Genomic DNA, 17,586 nt, shown 5'->3' with positions numbered 1-17,586 from the left:
GCGCTCCGACCGTACGGGAAATTTCTGGGAATTAGCCGCAAGCTGCCCGCCTGCCCGGGCCCGGCGCGGCGCGGATGTTGACAGCCTTCGATCGGCACGGTGGGGTGAATCTCACGTCCTTCGATGCCCAGGAGGCTTGATGTCACCCCGAGTCCGATTGGCGGCCACCGCCGCCGCGCTCATCCTGGGGTTCTCCTTCGCCGAGACCCCGGCGAACGCGGAACCCGCCGCCGACCCCGCACCAGCCATCTCGCTCGGCTCCGGCGAGCACGGGCTGATCCGTTTCCGGCTGCCCGACACGGCGGCGCTGGACCGGCTGGTCGCCTCCGGCGCCGACCTGGCCGCCCGGCCGAAGACCGATTCCGGCGCGGTCCTGGCCGACCTGGTGGTCGACGACGCGCAGCTCGCCGAACTGGTCAAGAACGGCGCCGTGCCGGTCCAGCTGATCCAGACCGAGGCGGACGCGGCCGCTCGCAAGCCGTCCAGCAAGCGCCTGGCCGCCGCTGCCGACACGCTGACCTTCCTGCAGGCCTACTGGTGGACCACCGGGGGCCGGACCTTCCTGCAGACGCAGGTCGCCACCACCGCGACCGACGACCCGGACGTCGAGATCACCGTCACCTGGACGACCGCGGACGGGGCCACCGGCAGCTTCCCGCTGGTCCGGTTCGAGGACTCCGGGGAATACCAGTACCACTACGCGCTGCCGCAGCCGCTGCCGGCCAAGCCGGTGCGGGTCACCGCGACCTCCAGCCTCGGCGGGACGTCCCGCGCGGTCACCCCGGCGGTCTGGCCGGGCGCGACCCCGCCGCCCGCGCCGGCCGGCTACCAGAAGGACTTCGTGTCGGCCTACATGACGCCGACCGACATCGCCGCGCGGATCAAGCGACTGGCCCGGCAGTACCCGAAACTGGTCGACGTGCTGAACCTGCCGAACCGGACGCAGGGGTACCGGCGCACCGCGGTCGCCTACCTGGGTGACCCGAACGCGGCCGCCGTCGTGGTCGAGTCGGTGAAGTTCGGCGACCAGGGCTTCAACGGGGTGCAGGTGCGCACCGTCGACCCGGGGGCGAAGAACCGGCCGCTGTCCGCGTCGTACGCCGACCGGGTCCTGACGATCCGGCTGGCCACCGACGACGCCGGCAAGACGATCAGCACGACCGACGACGTGGCGAACTTCATCACCGCGAAGTACCCGCAGCGGTTCCGGGCGACCGTCGAGGCCGGGTCGGCCGGGCTGCCGATGCCGGTGGTCGCGCCGGTGCGGCTGGACGACGGGCTGAAGGGCACCGAGGTGTCCAAGAAGCCGTGGACCGTGCAGGCGCTGCGGATCGGCAAGGTCCGCGACGGGTCCAAGATCGGCGTGCTGGCGTACTCCCAGGAGCACGCCCGGGAGTGGGCGACGCCGCTGGTCACCCTGGAGTTCGCGGAGCGGCTGCTGGCCAACTACGCGACCGACCCGGCGACCCGGGAGCTGGTCGACAACGTGGACGTGTTCATCATCCCGACGGTCAACCCGGACGGGGCGAACTACTCGTTCAACGACTTCAACTTCCAGCGCAAAACCTGGTCAACCACTGCACCGGCGCCAACCGGGACCCGCGCTACCGGGACTCGTGGGGTGTGGACATCAACCGGAACTACACGGTCGGGTCGTACTTCGACGGGTACGTCGGCGGCAGCCCGAACTGCCTCTCCGGCACCTACGCCGGGACCGGGGAACTGTCCGAGGCGGAGAGCGGCAACGTGATCGCGCTGGCCTCGGCCCACCCGAACGTCAAGTTCGCGATGAACGTGCACTCCTACGGCGGGTACTTCATGTGGCCGCCCGGGTCGTACAAGGCCGAGGGCCGGGTCACCCTGCCCCGTCCGTCCATCGACGAGTCGAAGTTCTTCCTGGACAGCGCCCGCCGGATCGTCGCGGCGATCGCCTCCGAGCGCGGGACGGTGACCTGGCCGGCGTACACCGGGCCGGTCGCCGACGTGCTCTACTCGGCGGCCGGCAACTCGGCCGACCAGCTCTACTACGAGCTGGGCATCGACGCCTGGGACTTCGAGGTCGGCAACGACCGGTGGAACGAGACCACCCAGGAGTGGGAGGGGATGGGCTTCCAGCCGCCGTTCGACGAGGCGCACGCCGAGTCCCAGGAGTACGCCGGCGGCCTGGTGGAACTGGTCCGGGTCGCCAAGCAGGCGCAGGACGCGGGGGTTGCCTCGGTCCGCTGACCCGCCACCCTTGACGAACCGCCCCGGCCCCGGTGCCGGGGCGGTTTGTCGGAGTCGACGGTAACTGTATGGTGACGTTTTGGTCACGGAATCGACAGGGAACATGGAGGGAGATGCCAGCGGGGCCATCGCTGCACGGCTCACCGCCTCGGCCGTAAGGAGCCCGTGATGTCGCTCAGCTGGCCGTGGGCCCTCGTCGCTCTCCTGATCGTCCCGGTGCTGCCGCTCGCGCGCTGGTGGTTCCGGCGGCGCCGCCGCCGGTCCGCGCTGACCGTGTCCAGCCTGGCCCTGATCCGGGCCGCGATCCCCGGGCGGGCGGCCTGGCGACGGCGGATCCCGGTGGCCCTCTTCTTGACCGGCCTGCTGCTGCTCGCGGTCAGCACGGCGCGCCCGCAGGCCACCGTCGCGGTCCCCCGGGCCGACACCTCGATCCTGCTGGCCGTCGACGTCTCCGGGTCGATGTGCTCGACCGACGTACGGCCGAACCGGCTGGCCGCCGCCGGGTCCGCCGCCCGCGAGTTCATCCAGCGCAGCGACGGGAACACCCGGATCGGCCTGATCGCGTTCTCCGGCACGGCCTCCGTCCTGGTCGCCCCGACCACCGACAAGCACGCGCTGATCAGCGCGGTCGGCGACTTGAAGACCGCGCTCGGCACCGCGATCGGGCAGGCGATCCTCACCTCGGTCGACGCGATCGCCGAGTACAACCCGCACGTCGCGCAGACCGGGGTCGAGCTGATCTCGGCCAGCACCACGTCCGGGGAGTTCGAGCCGGACACCATCGTGGTGCTCACCGACGGCTCCAACACCACCGGGGTCGACCCGGTCCTCGCCGCGCAGGAGGCGGCCGCCCGGCACATCCGGGTGTTCACCATCGGGTTCGGCACCACCACGCCGGGGCCGATGGTCTGCACCGCCGGGCAGATCAACGGGGGCTCGTTCAGCGGCGGGCCGGACCCGGGCGGGGCGTCCGCGGCCGGGCCGTTCATGGAGATCGACGAGAAGGCGCTGAACCAGGTCGCGGCGGCCACCGGCGCCCGCTACTTCCGGGCCGAGGACGCCGGCCGCCTGAACGACGTGCTGGCCGCGCTGCCCCGGGAGATCGGCCTGCACGAGCAGCGGGTCGAGACCACCGTCTGGTTCCTGCTGGCCGGGACGCTGGCCGTGATCAGCGGGGTAACGCTCTCGCTGTGGTGGAGCAGACCGCGGCCATCCCGGCCGGGTTCGGGTGCAGGGACCCCTCGGTAGTGGCCGGATCCGTGGTGAACGGGAAGATCCACGGCTCCGCCGAGCCCAGCCCGTGCTCCCGGCTGACCTGCGACACCGCGATCAGCTCCGCGCCCGACTCGGCCGCTGCCAGCACGAACGCCTTCTCGACGGCGGTCTGGATCCGGCGGAACCGCTCGATCTCGTCCGCCGCGAACGACGCACCGGGCACGGTGCCCGGGCCGATCACCGTCAGGTAGTCGACGAGCAGCACCCGCGCCCGCGGCGCCCGCTCCCGCACCCGGCCGACGATCTCGGCCAGCCCGGCCGCCGCCCGGGCGACGTCCGCGCCGGTCGGCTCGACCGGGCCGTCCGGCAGCTCGGCGGCCAGCATCTTCGCGGCCACGCCGCGCGGCCGGACCCGGTGCCACGCCGCGTACAGCATCGAGCCCATGTAGTGCAGGTCGTTGCCGCCGGCCGTGACGGTCACCAGGTCCGCGGTCGTGGGCAGCCCGGGCAGCTGCTCGCCGAGGATGGTCGCGGTGGTGGCCCCGGAGACGCTCAGGTCGGTGAGGTCGGCGCCGAGCAGCCGGGCCAGCCGGTGCGGATAGTTCTGGCCGGCCGGCAGCCCCGGGCCGGCCGCGAAGGAACTGCCCAGGGCGGCGTACTGGATCATGCCGGCGATCATGCCAGCCGTCCGGGTCACCGCCAGTTGAGGGTTTGCGACGGCGGGACGCCGTAGACGCTGCGGTACCGGGCCGTGAAGGTGCTGTGGCTGGCGAACCCCCAGCGCATCGCGATCGAGGACACCGTGGTCACGCCCGGGTCGCCGTCGACCAGGTCGCGGTGGGCGCGTTGCAGCCGGATCTTCCGCAGGTACGCGGTCGGCGTGGTGTTCAGGTGCCGGCGGAACGCCAGCTGCACCGCGCGCAGCGTCACCCGGGCGGCGACCGCGATGTCCAGCGGGGTGATGTCCCGGTCCGCGTTCGCCTCGATGAACTCCAGCGCCCGGCGCAGGGTCGCCGGGTGGGCGTCGTGCCGGTCCTCGATGGTCGGATCGTCCAGCGCCGTGTTCGGGAAGGTGGACAGGGTGACCGCGGCGAGCATCCGGGCCGCCGAGCCGAACACCAGCGGCTCCGCGTCCGGGTCCAGGCCGGTGACCGTCTCCAGCACGTAGTCGAAGGTCTTGTTCCAGGTCGTCGCGGCGCGGGTGGACAGCGGGTGGAAGCCGGTGAACCGGACCGGCTGCGCGGTGCGGCTGGGCGCGGGCGCGGCGATCTGCGCGAACAGCTCCGGCGGGAACCGGGCGTGCTCGCTCTCGTAGTCCGTGCCGTCGGTGTGCTGGGTGCAGTCCGGCAGCGCGGACAGCATCAGGTCACCGGGCCGGCTGTCGGCGGCGTCCTTGCCGATCCAGCGCATCAGCTTTCCGTCGATGTGCCTGCTGACCGCCAGCATGCCGCTCGGCGCGAACTCGGCGGCGAAACTCATCCGGAAACCGACATGCCCCAGCTCGACCGGACCGACCTGCAGCTGAGCCAGGCGCATCCGGTGCGTGTCGCCGGTGGCGCTGAGCCGCAGCCGGACGTAGGCACGCTCCAGCACGTCGCGCGCCTCCTCGAGGTCGGTGGTCTGGAAGACAGTGATCACGAAACCTCTCCCGAGCGAAGTGTCTGCCCGGGCGGCCGGCCGTACGCCGCCCGGTAGTAGCCGGCGAACCGGCCCGGATCGGTGAAACCCCACCGGCGCGCGATCCGCTCGACCGTGCCCGCACCGCCCAGCAGCTCGCGGTGGGCCCGGTCGAGGCGGATCCGGCGCAGGTGGGCCATCGGCGTGCTGTCCCGGTGCCGCCGGAACGCCTCCTGCAGGCCGCGGGCGCCGACCCCGGCGGCCGAGGCGATCCGGGAGACGGTCAGCGGCTGGTCGGCGTGCCGCTCCATGAACTCCACGGCGCGGCGGACCACCACCGGCTCCGTCCACCCGGGACCGGGGAGGTAGGCGTCGGTCATCTTGCTGTTCGGGAAGACGGACAGCATCGCGGCGACGGCCTGGTGCACGAAGTGCTCGACGACCAGCGGCGGATGGACCACGTCCGGCGTGACCAGTTGCTCGCAGAGGAAGCCGACCGTCCGGGTCCAGAACCGGCGCTTGGCCTCCGACACCGGGCGGCTGAACCGGAACCGCAGGTCGGTGGTCGCGGCCACCTCGGCCGCCAGCGCCTCGGGCACGATCAGGAAGTCGTGCGCGGTGTCGCGGTAGTCGGCCGCGATCGGGAGTCCTTCCGGACAGAGCAGCCCGTCGTTCGTGCCCAGCGCCAGCTCGCCCTGCGGGGTCCGGACGGTGGCCCGGCCCTCGGTGTAGACACCGGCGAAGAGCGCCGGCATGGTCGGCGCGCTCGCCAGGTAGTGCACCCCGGACATCCGCACCCGCAGTGCCGACAGGTCGCCGTAACTGACCGAGCGGAACGCGAGATGCACGTCGCGGCCGGCCACCGACCCCATCCGGGCCTCGTGCGCGATGGTCTGGTTGATCGCGGCGACCGCCTCGTCCCGGTCCCGGGTGTGCACGTCGACCCGCCGCGGATCCGATGCGCCGGTCACGGCCTCAGCCTGCCCCGGTCCGGCCCGGCCGGGCAATCCGGTGAGCGTGCCGGTTTCGCGGACACGACAGCCCCCGTCGTCGACCTTCGTTTTCTGCGTAGTCCGCGGTCGGTCGGATGGTGAAAGTTGCAGGTATAGCCCGACAAGCGCGGAGAGTTTTCTGGGACGATGCAGACGACGGTGGAACGTTGCCTGGAGACCGGAGTGGTCACCCTCCGGTTCGACGGAGACCTGTGCCGGGCCACCGCTCCGGCGGTGCGCACCGCGATCGCCAAGGCGGCCGCCGAGTGCCCCACCGCGGTCGTGGTGGACCTGTCCGGGTTGAGCAGCGACGACCCGGCCAGTTTCAGCGTCTTCGCCAGCGCCACCTTCAAGGCGGAGTCGGACTGGGGGGTGCCGCTGCTGTTGTACGGAGCCCGGCCGGAGGTCTGCCGGGGCATCGGCACGTACCGCAGTTTCGTCTCCCTCTACGAGGACCGGGCGCTGGCGATGACCGCGATGCGCGCCTACGTCCCCCGCTGGGTGCGGCAACGCCTGGCGCCGGAGCCGGGCAGCGCCACCGCTGCCCGGGCCCTGGTCGGGGACGCCTGCCTGATGTGGAGCCTGCCGCACGTGCGGGACACCGCCCGGCTGATCGTCTCGGAGCTGGCCTCCAACGCGATCCTGCACGCCGGCACCGACTTCGACGTCACGGCCGCGCACACCGGCCGCTACCTGCGGATCGCCGTGCGGGACGGCAGCCCGGCGGTGCCGCGGCCGGGCCCGCCGCCGGAGGTCGATCACCCGGAGCCCGGCTGGGGGCTGCGCGTGGTGGAGGCGGCCAGCACCCATTGGGGCACCATGCCGCTGAGTGCCGGGAAGGTGGTCTGGGCGCTGCTCACTACCGTTCGCTGAGCAGATGCGCCGCCCCGAGCCGGCGCAGCAGCCAGGCGATGTGCGGGCGGGCCCCGTGCAGGCGCAGCTCGGCGCCGCGCCCGGCGAGCGCCGCGGCCAGCACCACGAAGACCCGGACCGTGGCGGAGTCGCAGAAGTCCACACCGCTCAGGTCGACCAGCACGCGCTGCACCGGCCCGACCGCGATCATGTTCTCCAGCTGGGCGCGCAGCGACGGCGCGGTGCTGCCGTCGAGTTCCCCGGCGAGCCGGATGGTCAGCTCGTCACCACCGGCGGTCAGCCCGGTCACCGGGGTCACCGGCTCGCTGTCCGGCGAGCCGCTCACGAAGGGCCTCATCGGCGCGTCCAGGGCCGGATCGTCGCCCAGACCACCTTGCCGTCATGGGTGGGCATGGCACCCCACAGGGTGGCGGCCGCGTGCACCACGTGCAGCCCGGATCCGCGCTGCGGCACCGCGCCGTCCGGCAGGGCCGGGAAGCCGTCCAGGAGCCGGGGCAGGCGCGGATCGCCGTCGCCCACCGCGAGGTGCAGGCCGTTCCCGCGCCGGGAGACGATCACGGTGATCTCGGTGCCGGCGTGCTCCACCGAGTTGAGCACCAGCTCCGAGACGACCAGCCGGGCCCGGTCCTGCATCTCCGGCAACCGCCAGGCGATGCAGGCGTTGGTGACCACGCCGCGGGCGGTGGCCGCCGCGCCGTCGTCCGGGCGGAGCCGGATCTCCAGGCGCCCGGTCAGCGGCACCTGCTCGGCGGCCGCGGCCCGGGCCCGGGCCATGGTCGAGTAGATCGGCAGCATCCGGTCGGCGCCCGTCCGGTGCAGCTTCCCGGCCAGCGGGGTGTCGTCCGGCACGCAGATCATCACCTCGACCGGCGGGGCCATCGGCACGCCCAGCCGGCGGGCGGTCAGCCAGGTGGGGATGCTGGCCGCGTGCGGGTCGGCGAGCTCCTGCAGATCGATCAGCAGGGTGGCCGGGTGCTCGCCCAGGCATTTGCGGACCGCGGTGTGCGTGTCCTGACACAGTCGCTGCTCCCAGGTGCCGTGCACGGCGAGGGTGAGCAGCGAGCTGTCCACATCCAGCCCGACGTCGACTCCAGCGCCTGTTGCGGGGTCATATTGGTCGAAAAGGTAGGGCGGGTCCACATCGGCATAACGGCGTCGCGCGGCCGTGGTCGCGGCGACCTTCAACCTCTCTCACCATCAGGAGACCACGCATAAGGGACTATTCACATCGATCCCCCCGCCGGGTCGCCGGGCGGCTGCCGTGACCAGCCCCAGCACGCCGCCCCGATCGTCACGCAGCCGTGCGGCCACCCCGATCAGCGCCGCCGCCCACCCGATCCGCCACGGACGGCCACTTGCCCGGACCAGCGCGACCGGCAGCCCGTCCACCGCCAGGAAGAAGGTGGCCTGGTCGAGGCTCGCCCGGTCGTCCCGATCCTCCACACCTCCCCGCCAGCGGCCACATCCCCCGCCGAATCACTCCCGCCCCCAAGATCAACCCCAGGTTTCTCGTACGCCGGCAGCGCCGCCTTGGCCGAAGAAGGGCCAACCGGCCTTCGGCATGGACTCTTGGACCGATTCGCGATGCGCATCGTCGAGCAGCCCGGCCAGCCATTCCGCCAGCCATCCGGTCGACGCCGCCCTGGGCGGGTCGTCCGGCCATGGCGAGGGCGGAAGCATCGGCATGCTGCCGGGCGTGGCGAACTCGGCCCACGGCACGCGCAGCATCACCTGCTCCATTTCGGGTGTCGTGGACTCGGCCAGCAGTGTGGTCACGTCAGCGGATGCGGGCAGCTCCGCAATGCAGAGCCAGGCGAGGGCGGCCGCGAACCGTACGTCGTCGGGCCGGGCCGGATCGCGCCACCATCGCTCGGCCTCGCCCGCGTCACCGCCGAGTTGCCCGATGGCCAGTACGAGACTGACCCTGACGGCGGGATCGGGCTCGACGGCCAGCCGGGCCCGCACCGCATCGTCGGCGACCCGTGGCAGCTCCAAAGCCGTGGCGAGCGCGAACACGGCAGCGATCCGCATGTCCGAATCGTCGTCGTTGGCAAGTTCGATCAGAATCTGAGCATCGGCACCGAGCGCCTCACGCGCCGCCTGAATGGACCAGTCGCTGCGGTCCGCCTCGCCCGGCCCGATCGAGAACTGATCCAGCGGCGATTCCACCCGGAACAGGGTCGAGCGGGTCTCGACGGCGAAGCGCACCCGGTGCCCGGCCCAAGCCGCCAGATACAACGCCTCGATCCGACCCTGCGCAGCCGGGTCGGCGGCCAACCGCAGCAGGAACGGCACCGCGAGCGCAGCCGGGGCCGACGTGCAGGAGTCCCGGATCAACCCGTCCCACAACAGGCTCAGCGCCTCGCGGGCCTCCTCCGGATCCGGACCGGCCGCGCAGCGCAGCAGGTCGGGCACATCGTCGGCCGGTCCACGCCAGTGCCGAAACCGACCCCACTCGACGCGGTCGAGATCGGGTTCACCGGCCGCCCGTAACCCGGCCGACCACACCCGCACATCGTTGGCCACGAACAGCGCGTCCCACTCCTCCTCGGTTCGACGCCGATTGTCCGGCTGCGCATCTTTGTCCACACCGTTGATCATGCTCGGGGAGTACGACAGACCTGACAGCCGTTCCGGTTCGTGCACGGCGAGCCGTCCTACATCAACGTCCTCGACGCCGCTGCCGGCTGGCAGCTGGTCCGGGCGGCCTCGTCCGCTCTGGGACGCCCGGTTGCCGCCTCGTTCAAGCACGTCTCCCCCGCCGGCGTCGCCGCCGGTCCGCTGGACGCGCTCACCGCACGCATCTATCACCTGGATGCGACCGCGACCGGGGATCTGGCCAGCGCCTACGTCCGCGCTCGGGACGCCGATCCGAAGAGTTCCTACGGTGACTTCATCGCCGTCTCGGAGCCGGTTGACGCTGAGCTTGCCGACCTGCTGCGCCAGGTCCGGCATCTGGCCGAGCCGGGCGGCTCGCTGCGCTCAGCGGACGTCGCCGGCGAGTGCCGGGAGCGCGGCATCGCTCCGACCCGGACCGGGATCCGGCTGTTCCAGCACTGACCGCCGGCGGCCGCGAGGCACCGACCGGCCGGCCCCACGGGGCACGGACCGGCTGGTGCCACGCAATACGAAACGGCTGAGGCGCGCCGCCGGGCTAGGATCGCGAGGCGCCGACGGGCTGGAATCGCGACAGGCCGCCGGGCTGGGATCACGAGCGGCCGACGGGCTGGAATCGCGAGGGTCCGACAAACTGGCGGAGCGGCGCGGACCGGCTGCGGCGCCGCATGACGGACCAGATCACCCAGCCGGCGCCGATGATGAAGCCGAAGCTGATGATCCGGTACAGCACCACCGTGGCGATCGCGGTGCTGGTGCCGACCCCGCCGGCGAGCAGGCCGAGGATCAGCGCGCTGTCGATGATGCCGAGCCCGCCCGGCACGATGGTGATGGTCCCGGCCGCGTAGGCGGCGCAGAACGCCAGCAGCAGCTGGGTGACGCTGATCCGGCCGCCGCCGATTGCCTGGAAGCACAGCCACAGGCAGGCGGCGTCGAGCAGCCAGTTCAGCACCGCGAAGACACCGGCGGCGGCCGCGTGCCCGGGGGTGAGCCGGGCCGCCCGCAGCTGCCGGAGGAAGTCGACGACACCCGTCTCCCGGCGCCGGAGCCAGGGGACGCGGCCCAGCACGGCACGGGCCGCCCGCTCCACCCGCTCCGGCCGCCGGGCGACCTGCCGGATCCCCACGGTGAGCAGCAGGATCAGGCCACCGAGCAGGGCCAGGCTGGTCCAGGCGGGCTGTCCGTGCCCGGCCAGCGCGGCGCCCGCGGTCACCACCGCGAGCGCCGCCGCGGAGAGGATGCCGGACAGCGCGATCGCCCACGAGGCGACGGCCGGCGTGGCTCCGAGGCGGCGCATCTGCTGGTAGTTGAACCGGGTGGAGAAGGCCGGCCCGCCGGGCAGCGTCTCGTTGAGCGAGTGCGCCGCGTAGGCGAGCGCCGCATGCCGGTGGAGCGGCGCCCGCACCCCGGCCGACAGCAGCACCCGCCGCTGCATCCGGGCGTAGGCGTTCATCGCGCCGATCCCGGCGAGCAGCGCGAGCGCCACCCAGCCGGGCCGCGGCGCGCGCAGCTCCCCGAACGCCGCGGCCAGCGACGGCCAGGCCAGGACCAACTCGGCGGTGAACACCGCCACCAGCAGGATCACGGCGACCAGCCGGATCCGACGACGATCGATGCGCATGACTCACGACTCCGGCTTCGGGTGCAGGCCGCCGACAGGGTGGTTCCGACCGACAAGGAGATCCGGCCCGACAGGTGATTCGGACCGGCGGGGTGGTTCCGACCGACAAGGAGATCCGAGCCGACGGGTGATTCGGACCGGCGGGGTGGTTCAGACCGCGACCGGCTCGCGGTCCGCCGCGGTCACGGCGGCAGCGGGGCTTGCGGTACGCCGCCGTGCCCGGACAGCGCCGGCCACGCACAGCAGCACCCCGATGACCAGCCACGCGACCAGCACGACGATCGGGTGGCCCGCCCCGCCGCCGTCGAAGAACGCGGTCGAGCGCAGCAGCTGTCCCCCGGCGCCCGGCGGCAGCAGCTGGCCGAGCGTGCCACCCCAGCCGGGCAGCATCTCGGGCGCCGAGGTGGTACCGGAGAACGGGTTGCCGACCAGCATCATGAGCACGCCGCCGAGGCCGAAGCCGGGGTAGCCGAGCAGCGACTCCAGTCCGAGCAAGGTGAGTGAGGTGGCCGCCACGCTCAGCCCGATCGCCCCGGCGTTCACCAGGTAGGACCCGTCCAGCGAGCCGAACCAGAACTCCAGGATGGCGGCCATCGCGAGGCCACCGGTGACGGCGAAGGCGAACGCCCCGGTGATCCGCCGGGCGGCGCCCCGCAGCAGGTTGGTGAGCAGCACCGCGGCGAGCAGGCCGCCCATCACCAGCGGCAGCGCCCCGGCGGAGAGGCCGGCGCCGCGCGGGTCGTCGGCGGGCAGCGGCACCAGGTCCCGGGTGGTGACCGCGGGCGCCACGCCGCTCTGCGCCTGGCTGAGCCCGGCGGCGATCCCCTGGAGCGTCTGGGCGATCGTGGGGCTGGCCGCGGAGGCCGTGATGACCTGCGGTTTCCCGCTGGTCAGGTCGATCGCGCCGTAGACCTCGCGGTCCCGGATCAGCTGCTCGGCGGCGGCCGTGCCGTCCACCCGGGTGATCTCGAAGCCGTCCGGCTGGCGCTGGTCGAGGGCGGCGGTGATCTGCTGGGCCGCGGCGGCCGGCCCGGCCACCGCGATCGGCACGTCGTGCACCGACGAGTGCACCGCCGGCCAGGCGAAGGCGGTGAGCAGCACGCTGATGATCACGGTGAGCAGGGCGACCGCTCCGGCCACCTTCGGCCACGGCGAGTGCTCGGTGGTGGTGGGCATCTCGACTCCCTAAGAGAACGATTATTCGTTTTCAGTGTCGGAGCCGAGACCGGCGCTGTCAAGAACGAGCGTTCGCTTTCGGATGCGACGAGAGACACGCCAACCCGGCGGCGATGTACGACGCCGGGCCGGTGAGCTGCTTTCCGCAGCTAGCGCCGCCCGCGCAGGCGATCTCAAGCCTGAACCGGCGCAAGTGGCCGCTGATCGTGGGTTGCAAGATCGAGTAAGGCGTGGCGTTCGGTAGCGTTGCCTGCCGTGGGGTTCCCGTGGCGTGACGCAGCTCAGATCCTGGATGGCCTGCTCCGCAGGTATGACGTCGATCCTGACCACGTGCACGATGTCCCGGCAGCTTGGCAGGCGTTCACTGCGTTCCTGGCGTTGCCGGTGGATGGTCTGGAACCGGTGGAGAACGACGCCGACGGCTTCATGGTGCAGTGGGGCCGGTACAGCTGGAACGACCGACTGCCCAGTGTGGCCTTCACCCGGCAGTTCGCCGTTGACGTCCGGGACGCGTGGACCGCGCCCGAAGACTGGTACCAGCCGGAGCTCTGGCAGGTGAACCTGGAAATGGTCTTCCCGGACACGCCCGAACTGGCCGGTGTCGGCCGGTCCAGCCCTGCCGACACCGGCCTGGACTTCAGCGCGCCCGGCCCGGAACGGAACCGCGCCATCCGCGCTGTTGAGCAGGAACTGGCGCGGCAACCGGCGCTGCAAGCGGCGTGGGCGAGCAGCCCGGCACGCAGTGGCGTCACGCTCTACGCCGCCGACTGAACAGCCGTGGCCTAGAGCGGTGTGGTGATGACCATGGCCCGTTCGGCTGCGGGACCAGCGAAAAACCAGCTCCGGGCAGCGCGCTTCGCACCGCTCCTGCCACGAGCCGAACCAGCCCTGGAGAGACAGGCGCTTACCCGGGTGTCGGGCTGTGCGCGGTCAGGGTGATCCAGTAGCGCCGGACGGCGAAGTCGTCGAAGTGGCGGATCTCCTCCAGGACTCCGCCGCGGCTCTCGATGGTGCGCGCCGACGCGATGTTGTCGGCCAGGCACGGGATCAGGACTCGGTCGATGCCCAGCACCGCTCGGGCCTCCAGCAGCATCTCGCCGAGCGCCCAGCCGGCCAGGCCGCGGCGGCGGGCGGACGGGCGGATGCCGTAGCCGATCTGGCCGAAGTCGTCGTCGAACTTGTGGCGCAGCACGATGCCGCCGAGGATCCTCCCGTCCTCGACGATCCATCGGGGCGAGCAGTGTTTCTCCTCCGGGCACGGCTGCCCCGCCCCGTGCGTCAGCCGGACCATCCGCCCCACCCAGGCCGCGAAGCCGTCGGGCGACCGCACATCGTCGCCGGGGCGGATGCCGAAGCCGTCCTCGTGCCGCCCGGGCCCCCACTCGTCGGCGCACTCCAGGAAGGCGGCGTGCAGCTCGACCGCCGGCAGGATCAGCTCAGCCATGCGACGACAGTAGTCGATCTCACGGGCGCGGGATGGGCAGCTCGCGCAGTGGATCGCCGCCGTCGATGAACAGGCGGGCGTCGGGTGTCGTCGCGGCGGCCAGCCGCTGGAGGATGCGCCGGCCGGTCTCCGGGTGCCGCCCGTCCAGGCCGCCGACCCGGATGGCGAACACGAGGTCGAAGGGCTGCTCGCCGGGCTCCAGGGCGAAATCCTCGGCGGCGACCCGGCGGACGCTGAGCCGGCCCGCCGCGATGGCCTCCGGGGCACCGGCCACGGCTTGCGCGACGGCGGCGGCGGACCGGTCGATGGCCAGGATGTGCCCGGTGCCGAGACGAGCCGCCACGGTCCGGGCAGCGGCCCCGGGTCCACAGCCGATCTCCAGGACGCGCAGGTGCGGCCGGAGCGGAAGAGCGTCGACGAGAGTGCGGATGCGGGGCGACACCGATGCCGGCATCGTGCCAGTATGGCGGCGCGCCGGGCGTACCGGAAAGTGAGCGAGCCGTGACCGGGAGCGGCCTTGATCGTCGCGCATCATCCGCACCGGGTGAATTTCCGAGGGTGCGTTAGCGGTCACATACGGACGGTTACCGGCATTCATCCGCCACGAAGGATGACGTGTGGCGAGTGCGCGCAGTGAGACTGATGAATCGCTGCCGGGACGCTGGGGTCTCTTGGCTCGCCCCGGGGCGCTCGTTCGTCCTGGGAGGCACCTGTGCTGAGCGGAGCGCGATCCGGAAGAAGGCGCCTGGCCGCCTTCGCCGCCCTGACGCTGTCGGTCTCGCTGCTCACCGCGTGCGGTGACGACAGCGGGCCGCCGACCCTGACCTGGTACATCAATCCGGACAACGGCGGGCAGGGGCGGCTCGCCGAGCAGTGCGCGGCGTCGTCGAACGGCGCCTACCAGGTCGATGTGCAGGTGCTGCCGAACGACGCCTCGCAGCAGCGCGAACAGCTGGTGCGGCGGCTCGCGGCGCAGGACAGCTCGATCGACCTGATGAGCCTCGACCCGCCGTTCGTGGCCGAGTTCGCCAACGCCGGGTTCCTCCGGCCGTTCGACCCCGGCGACGTGGCGACCTTCACCACCGGGGTGCTGAAGGGCCCGCTGACCACCGCGTACTGGAAGGATCAGCTGGTCGCGGCACCGTTCTGGGCGAACACCCAGCTGCTCTGGTACCGCAAGTCGGTGGTCCAGGCGGCCGGCGTCGATCCGGGCGCGGCCGGGTTCACCTGGGACGCGATGATCAAGGCAGCCGAGGGACAGAACAAGGTCGTCGGCGTCCAGGCCAACCGGTACGAGGGCTACATGGTCTGGATCAACGCGCTGGTCGTCTCGGCCGGCGGCGAGATCGTCGGCAACGTCGAGGCCGGCAAGGACGCCACCCCGGAGATCGCCTCGCCGGCCGGGGACGAGGCGGCCCGGATCGTCGGCGGCCTGGCCCGCTCCCCCGCCGCGCCGCCGGCGATGCCGAACGCGATCGAGGAGGACGCCCGCTCGTCGTTCCAGGGCAGCCGGGGCGCCTTCATGGTCAACTGGCCGTACGTCTACAACGCCGCCAAGGAGGACGTGGCCAGCGGCGGCATCAGCCAGTCGGTGGTCGACGACATCGGCTGGGCGCGGTACCCGCGGGTCACCGCGGACCGCCCGAGCCGTCCGCCGCTGGGCGGGATCAACCTGGCCGTCGGCAACTTCACCAAGCACCCGGATCAGGCGGTCGCCCTGGTCAAGTGCGTGACGTCGCTGCCCAACAACATCGCCTACATGCTCGACGCGGGCAACCCGGCGGCCCGGGGCGCCGCCTACGACGACCCGAAGGTGCGCGAGGCGTTCCCGATGGCCGACATCATCCGGACGTCGATCAACGACGCCGGTCCGCGGCCGATCACCCCGTACTACAACGACGTGTCCACCTCGGTGCAGCTCACCTGGCACCCGCCGGGCGAGGTGGAGGCGCCCGCCACCCCGAAGGAGACCGCGACCTTCATGTCCGACGTGCTGCAGGGCAAGCGACTTCTGTGAAGGAGGTGTGGTCATGGCAGTGATGGTCGAGGCGCCCGCGCCGCAGACCGCCGAGGTCACCGACCGGGCACGGCACGAGCGGCGGCTGGGGCTGATGCTCTCCGCGCCGTCCTTCCTGGTGATGGTGTTCGTGACCGCCTATCCGCTGATCTACGCGGTGGTGCTGTCGCTCTACAACTACCGGCTCACCGACCCGGAGGGGCGCGAGTTCGTCGGGCTGGGCAACTACGCCACGGTGCTGACCGACCCGGTGTGGTGGACCGACTTCTCCACCACCTTCCTGATCACCGTGTTCAGCGTGGCGGTCGAGCTGGTGCTGGGCTTCGCCTTCGCGTTCGTGATGTACCGGATCCTGCGCGGCCGGTCGATCGTGCGGACCGCGATCCTGATCCCGTACGGGATCGTCACGGTCGTCTCCGCCTACATCTGGCGGTACGCGTTCCAGCTGGACGCCGGCTTCGTCAACCAGTGGTTCGGGCTCGGCGACTACAACTTCTTCGGCCAGCGCTGGTCGGCGCTGTTCGTGATCATCCTCTCCGAGATCTGGAAGACCACCCCGTTCATCTCACTGCTGCTGCTGGCCGGCCTGGTGCAGGTGCCGGAGGAGTTGCAGGAGGCGGCCCGGGTGGACGGCGCCACCGCCTGGCAGCGGCTCAAGCGGGTGACGCTGCCGAACATGAAGGCCGCCATCATGGTGGCGCTGCTGTTCCGCACGCTCGACGCGTGGCGGATCTTCGACAACCCGTTCATCATGACCGCCGGCGCGAACAAGACCGAGACGCTGTCCTTCCTGGCCTACCGGCAGAACGTGACGCTGGTGAACCTGGGGGCCGGCTCCGCCGTCTCGGTGCTGCTGTTCCTGACCGTCGTGGTGATCGCGTTCATCTTCGTCAAAGGCTTCCGGACCGACCTGTCCCAAGTGCGAGGTGATCGGTGATGGCCGACCGCAAAGTCAGCAACTGGTGGACCGTCTGGGGCGTGCTGATCCTGCTCTGGGCGCTGTTCCCGCTGCTCTGGATGGTGTCGCTGTCGTTCAAGGACCCGGCCACCTTCCGCAGCGCGGAGCCGACCTTCTTCCCGCAGGTCTGGGTCTGGGACAACTACAGGACGGTCTTCACCGACTCGCTGTTCACCAGCGCGCTGCGCAACTCGGTGGGCATCGCGCTGATCGCCACGTTCCTCGCCGTGATCGTCGCGATGTTCGCCGCCTACGCGATCGCCCGGATGGAGTTCCCCGGCAAGAAGTTCCTGCTCTCGATGGCCCTGGCGATCGCCATGTTCCCGCAGGCCGCGCTGGTCGGGCCGCTCTTCAACATGTGGCGCAACCTGGGCATCTACGACACCTGGCTGGGGCTGATCATCCCGTACCTGACCTTCGCGCTGCCGCTGTCGATCTGGACCATGTCGGCGTTCTTCCGGCAGATCCCATGGGAGATGGAGCAGGCCGCGCAGGTCGACGGGGCCACCGCCTGGCAGGCGTTCCGCAAGGTGATCGTGCCGCTGGCCGCGCCGGGCGTGTTCACCACCGCGATCCTGACCTTCTTCTTCTGCTGGAACGAGTTCCTGCTGGCGATCTCGCTGACCTCGACCGACCGGGCCCGCACGGTACCGGCCGCGCTGTCGTTCTTCACCGGCGCCTCGCAGTTCCAGTCGCCGATCACGTACATCATGGCCGCCTCCGTGGTGGTGACCATTCCCGTGGTGATCCTCGTGCTGATCTTCCAGCGCCGGATCATGGCCGGTCTCACCGCCGGCGCCGTCAAGGGCTGAGCCGTCGAGGAGGAGACCG

At 71.7% G+C, this 17,586-nt stretch carries 18 protein-coding genes and 1 pseudogene; 8 read left to right on the top strand and 11 right to left on the bottom strand.

Going from position 1 to position 17,586, the window contains the following annotated elements:
* Window positions 1-139 precede the first annotated feature (139 nt).
* Both BJY16_RS29225 and BJY16_RS29220 read left to right on the top strand, forming a co-directional pair.
* Window positions 140-2,226 (top strand): annotated as a pseudogene (locus BJY16_RS29225) (M14 family zinc carboxypeptidase).
* 168 nt (window positions 2,227-2,394) lie between these two features.
* Complete coding sequence (locus BJY16_RS29220) at window positions 2,395-3,474, top strand: VWA domain-containing protein (protein ID WP_185042761.1); 1,080 nt, start codon at window positions 2,395-2,397, stop codon at window positions 3,472-3,474.
* Here BJY16_RS29220 and BJY16_RS29215 read toward each other — a convergent pair.
* Genes BJY16_RS29215 through BJY16_RS29205 form a run of 3 tightly spaced genes read right to left on the bottom strand, consistent with a single transcriptional unit; the run spans window position 3,395 to window position 6,029 of the window.
* Window positions 3,395-4,108: an SGNH/GDSL hydrolase family protein gene (locus BJY16_RS29215; protein WP_203759235.1), complete on the bottom strand. Its 714-nt coding sequence runs from the start codon at window positions 4,106-4,108 to the stop codon at window positions 3,395-3,397. The genes BJY16_RS29220 and BJY16_RS29215 overlap by 80 nt on opposite strands.
* Window positions 4,109-4,134: 26 nt before the next feature.
* Entirely contained in the window at window positions 4,135-5,079 is a 945-nt protein-coding gene (locus BJY16_RS48650) for a helix-turn-helix transcriptional regulator (protein WP_185042760.1), read from the bottom strand.
* Window positions 5,076-6,029, bottom strand: a complete 954-nt coding sequence (locus BJY16_RS29205) for a helix-turn-helix domain-containing protein (protein WP_185042759.1) — start codon at window positions 6,027-6,029, stop codon at window positions 5,076-5,078. Before BJY16_RS29205 ends, BJY16_RS48650 begins: the two co-directional genes overlap by 4 nt.
* A 168-nt stretch (window positions 6,030-6,197) precedes the next feature.
* On the opposite strand from BJY16_RS29205, the gene BJY16_RS29200 reads away from it, so the two are divergent.
* Window positions 6,198-6,923: an ATP-binding protein gene (locus BJY16_RS29200; RefSeq protein ID WP_185042758.1), complete on the top strand. Its 726-nt coding sequence runs from the start codon at window positions 6,198-6,200 to the stop codon at window positions 6,921-6,923.
* Here BJY16_RS29200 and BJY16_RS29195 read toward each other — a convergent pair.
* Genes BJY16_RS29195 through BJY16_RS29180 form a run of 4 tightly spaced genes read right to left on the bottom strand, consistent with a single transcriptional unit; the run spans window position 6,910 to window position 9,524 of the window.
* On the bottom strand, window positions 6,910-7,260 hold the full coding sequence (locus tag BJY16_RS29195; protein WP_185042757.1) for an STAS domain-containing protein: 351 nt from the start codon (window positions 7,258-7,260) through the stop codon (window positions 6,910-6,912). The genes BJY16_RS29200 and BJY16_RS29195 overlap by 14 nt on opposite strands.
* Window positions 7,257-8,108 (bottom strand): ATP-binding protein, encoded by an 852-nt coding sequence (locus tag BJY16_RS29190; RefSeq protein ID WP_185042756.1) that lies wholly within the window; start codon window positions 8,106-8,108, stop codon window positions 7,257-7,259. The genes BJY16_RS29195 and BJY16_RS29190 overlap by 4 nt, the downstream gene beginning before the upstream one ends.
* A gap of 12 nt (window positions 8,109-8,120) precedes the next feature.
* Window positions 8,121-8,366: a hypothetical protein gene (locus BJY16_RS29185; protein ID WP_185042755.1), complete on the bottom strand. Its 246-nt coding sequence runs from the start codon at window positions 8,364-8,366 to the stop codon at window positions 8,121-8,123.
* A gap of 51 nt (window positions 8,367-8,417) precedes the next feature.
* Window positions 8,418-9,524 carry a HEAT repeat domain-containing protein gene (locus BJY16_RS29180; protein ID WP_185042754.1) on the bottom strand — a complete coding sequence of 369 codons (1,107 nt, stop codon included), beginning with the start codon at window positions 9,522-9,524 and terminating at the stop codon, window positions 8,418-8,420.
* A gap of 39 nt (window positions 9,525-9,563) precedes the next feature.
* Between BJY16_RS29180 and BJY16_RS29175 the strand changes: the two genes are divergently transcribed.
* On the top strand, window positions 9,564-9,983 hold the full coding sequence (locus tag BJY16_RS29175; RefSeq protein WP_185042753.1) for a hypothetical protein: 420 nt from the start codon (window positions 9,564-9,566) through the stop codon (window positions 9,981-9,983).
* 148 nt (window positions 9,984-10,131) lie between these two features.
* Here the strand turns inward: BJY16_RS29175 and BJY16_RS29170 are convergent, their stop codons facing one another.
* Together BJY16_RS29170 and BJY16_RS29165 are read right to left on the bottom strand one after the other, a co-directional pair.
* Window positions 10,132-11,160 (bottom strand): lysylphosphatidylglycerol synthase transmembrane domain-containing protein, encoded by a 1,029-nt coding sequence (locus BJY16_RS29170; protein WP_185042752.1) that lies wholly within the window; start codon window positions 11,158-11,160, stop codon window positions 10,132-10,134.
* A 150-nt stretch (window positions 11,161-11,310) separates the two neighbouring features.
* Window positions 11,311-12,336: a hypothetical protein gene (locus tag BJY16_RS29165; RefSeq protein WP_185042751.1), complete on the bottom strand. Its 1,026-nt coding sequence runs from the start codon at window positions 12,334-12,336 to the stop codon at window positions 11,311-11,313.
* Window positions 12,337-12,591: 255 nt separating this feature from the next.
* Between BJY16_RS29165 and BJY16_RS29160 the strand changes: the two genes are divergently transcribed.
* The gene (locus BJY16_RS29160) at window positions 12,592-13,107 is read left to right on the top strand and encodes a hypothetical protein (RefSeq protein WP_185042750.1); all 516 of its coding nucleotides are present in this window, start codon (window positions 12,592-12,594) and stop codon (window positions 13,105-13,107) included.
* Window positions 13,108-13,240: 133 nt separating this feature from the next.
* Here the strand turns inward: BJY16_RS29160 and BJY16_RS29155 are convergent, their stop codons facing one another.
* Both BJY16_RS29155 and BJY16_RS29150 read right to left on the bottom strand, forming a co-directional pair.
* Window positions 13,241-13,780: a GNAT family N-acetyltransferase gene (locus BJY16_RS29155; RefSeq protein ID WP_185042749.1), complete on the bottom strand. Its 540-nt coding sequence runs from the start codon at window positions 13,778-13,780 to the stop codon at window positions 13,241-13,243.
* 19 nt (window positions 13,781-13,799) lie between these two features.
* Window positions 13,800-14,234 carry an SAM-dependent methyltransferase gene (locus BJY16_RS29150; RefSeq protein WP_185042748.1) on the bottom strand — a complete coding sequence of 145 codons (435 nt, stop codon included), beginning with the start codon at window positions 14,232-14,234 and terminating at the stop codon, window positions 13,800-13,802.
* 258 nt (window positions 14,235-14,492) lie between these two features.
* Here BJY16_RS29150 and BJY16_RS29145 point away from each other — a divergent pair, with 258 nt between their 5' ends.
* The 3 genes from BJY16_RS29145 to BJY16_RS29135 are packed head-to-tail and all read left to right on the top strand — an operon-like array spanning window position 14,493 to window position 17,567.
* Window positions 14,493-15,797 (top strand): extracellular solute-binding protein, encoded by a 1,305-nt coding sequence (locus tag BJY16_RS29145; protein ID WP_185042747.1) that lies wholly within the window; start codon window positions 14,493-14,495, stop codon window positions 15,795-15,797.
* A 13-nt stretch (window positions 15,798-15,810) separates the two neighbouring features.
* On the top strand, window positions 15,811-16,734 hold the full coding sequence (locus tag BJY16_RS29140; RefSeq protein WP_185042746.1) for a carbohydrate ABC transporter permease: 924 nt from the start codon (window positions 15,811-15,813) through the stop codon (window positions 16,732-16,734).
* A complete protein-coding gene (locus BJY16_RS29135; protein ID WP_185042745.1) occupies window positions 16,734-17,567 on the top strand; it encodes a carbohydrate ABC transporter permease in 834 nt (277 codons plus the stop codon). The genes BJY16_RS29140 and BJY16_RS29135 overlap by 1 nt, the downstream gene beginning before the upstream one ends.
* The last annotated feature ends 19 nt before the right edge of the window (window positions 17,568-17,586 follow it).

The sequence above is a fragment of the Actinoplanes octamycinicus genome, assembly GCF_014205225.1.
Lineage (GTDB): Bacteria > Actinomycetota > Actinomycetes > Mycobacteriales > Micromonosporaceae > Actinoplanes > Actinoplanes octamycinicus.
The sequence above is the reverse complement of the archived record's forward strand: the minus strand, read 5'-3'. Positions and strand labels throughout refer to the sequence as shown.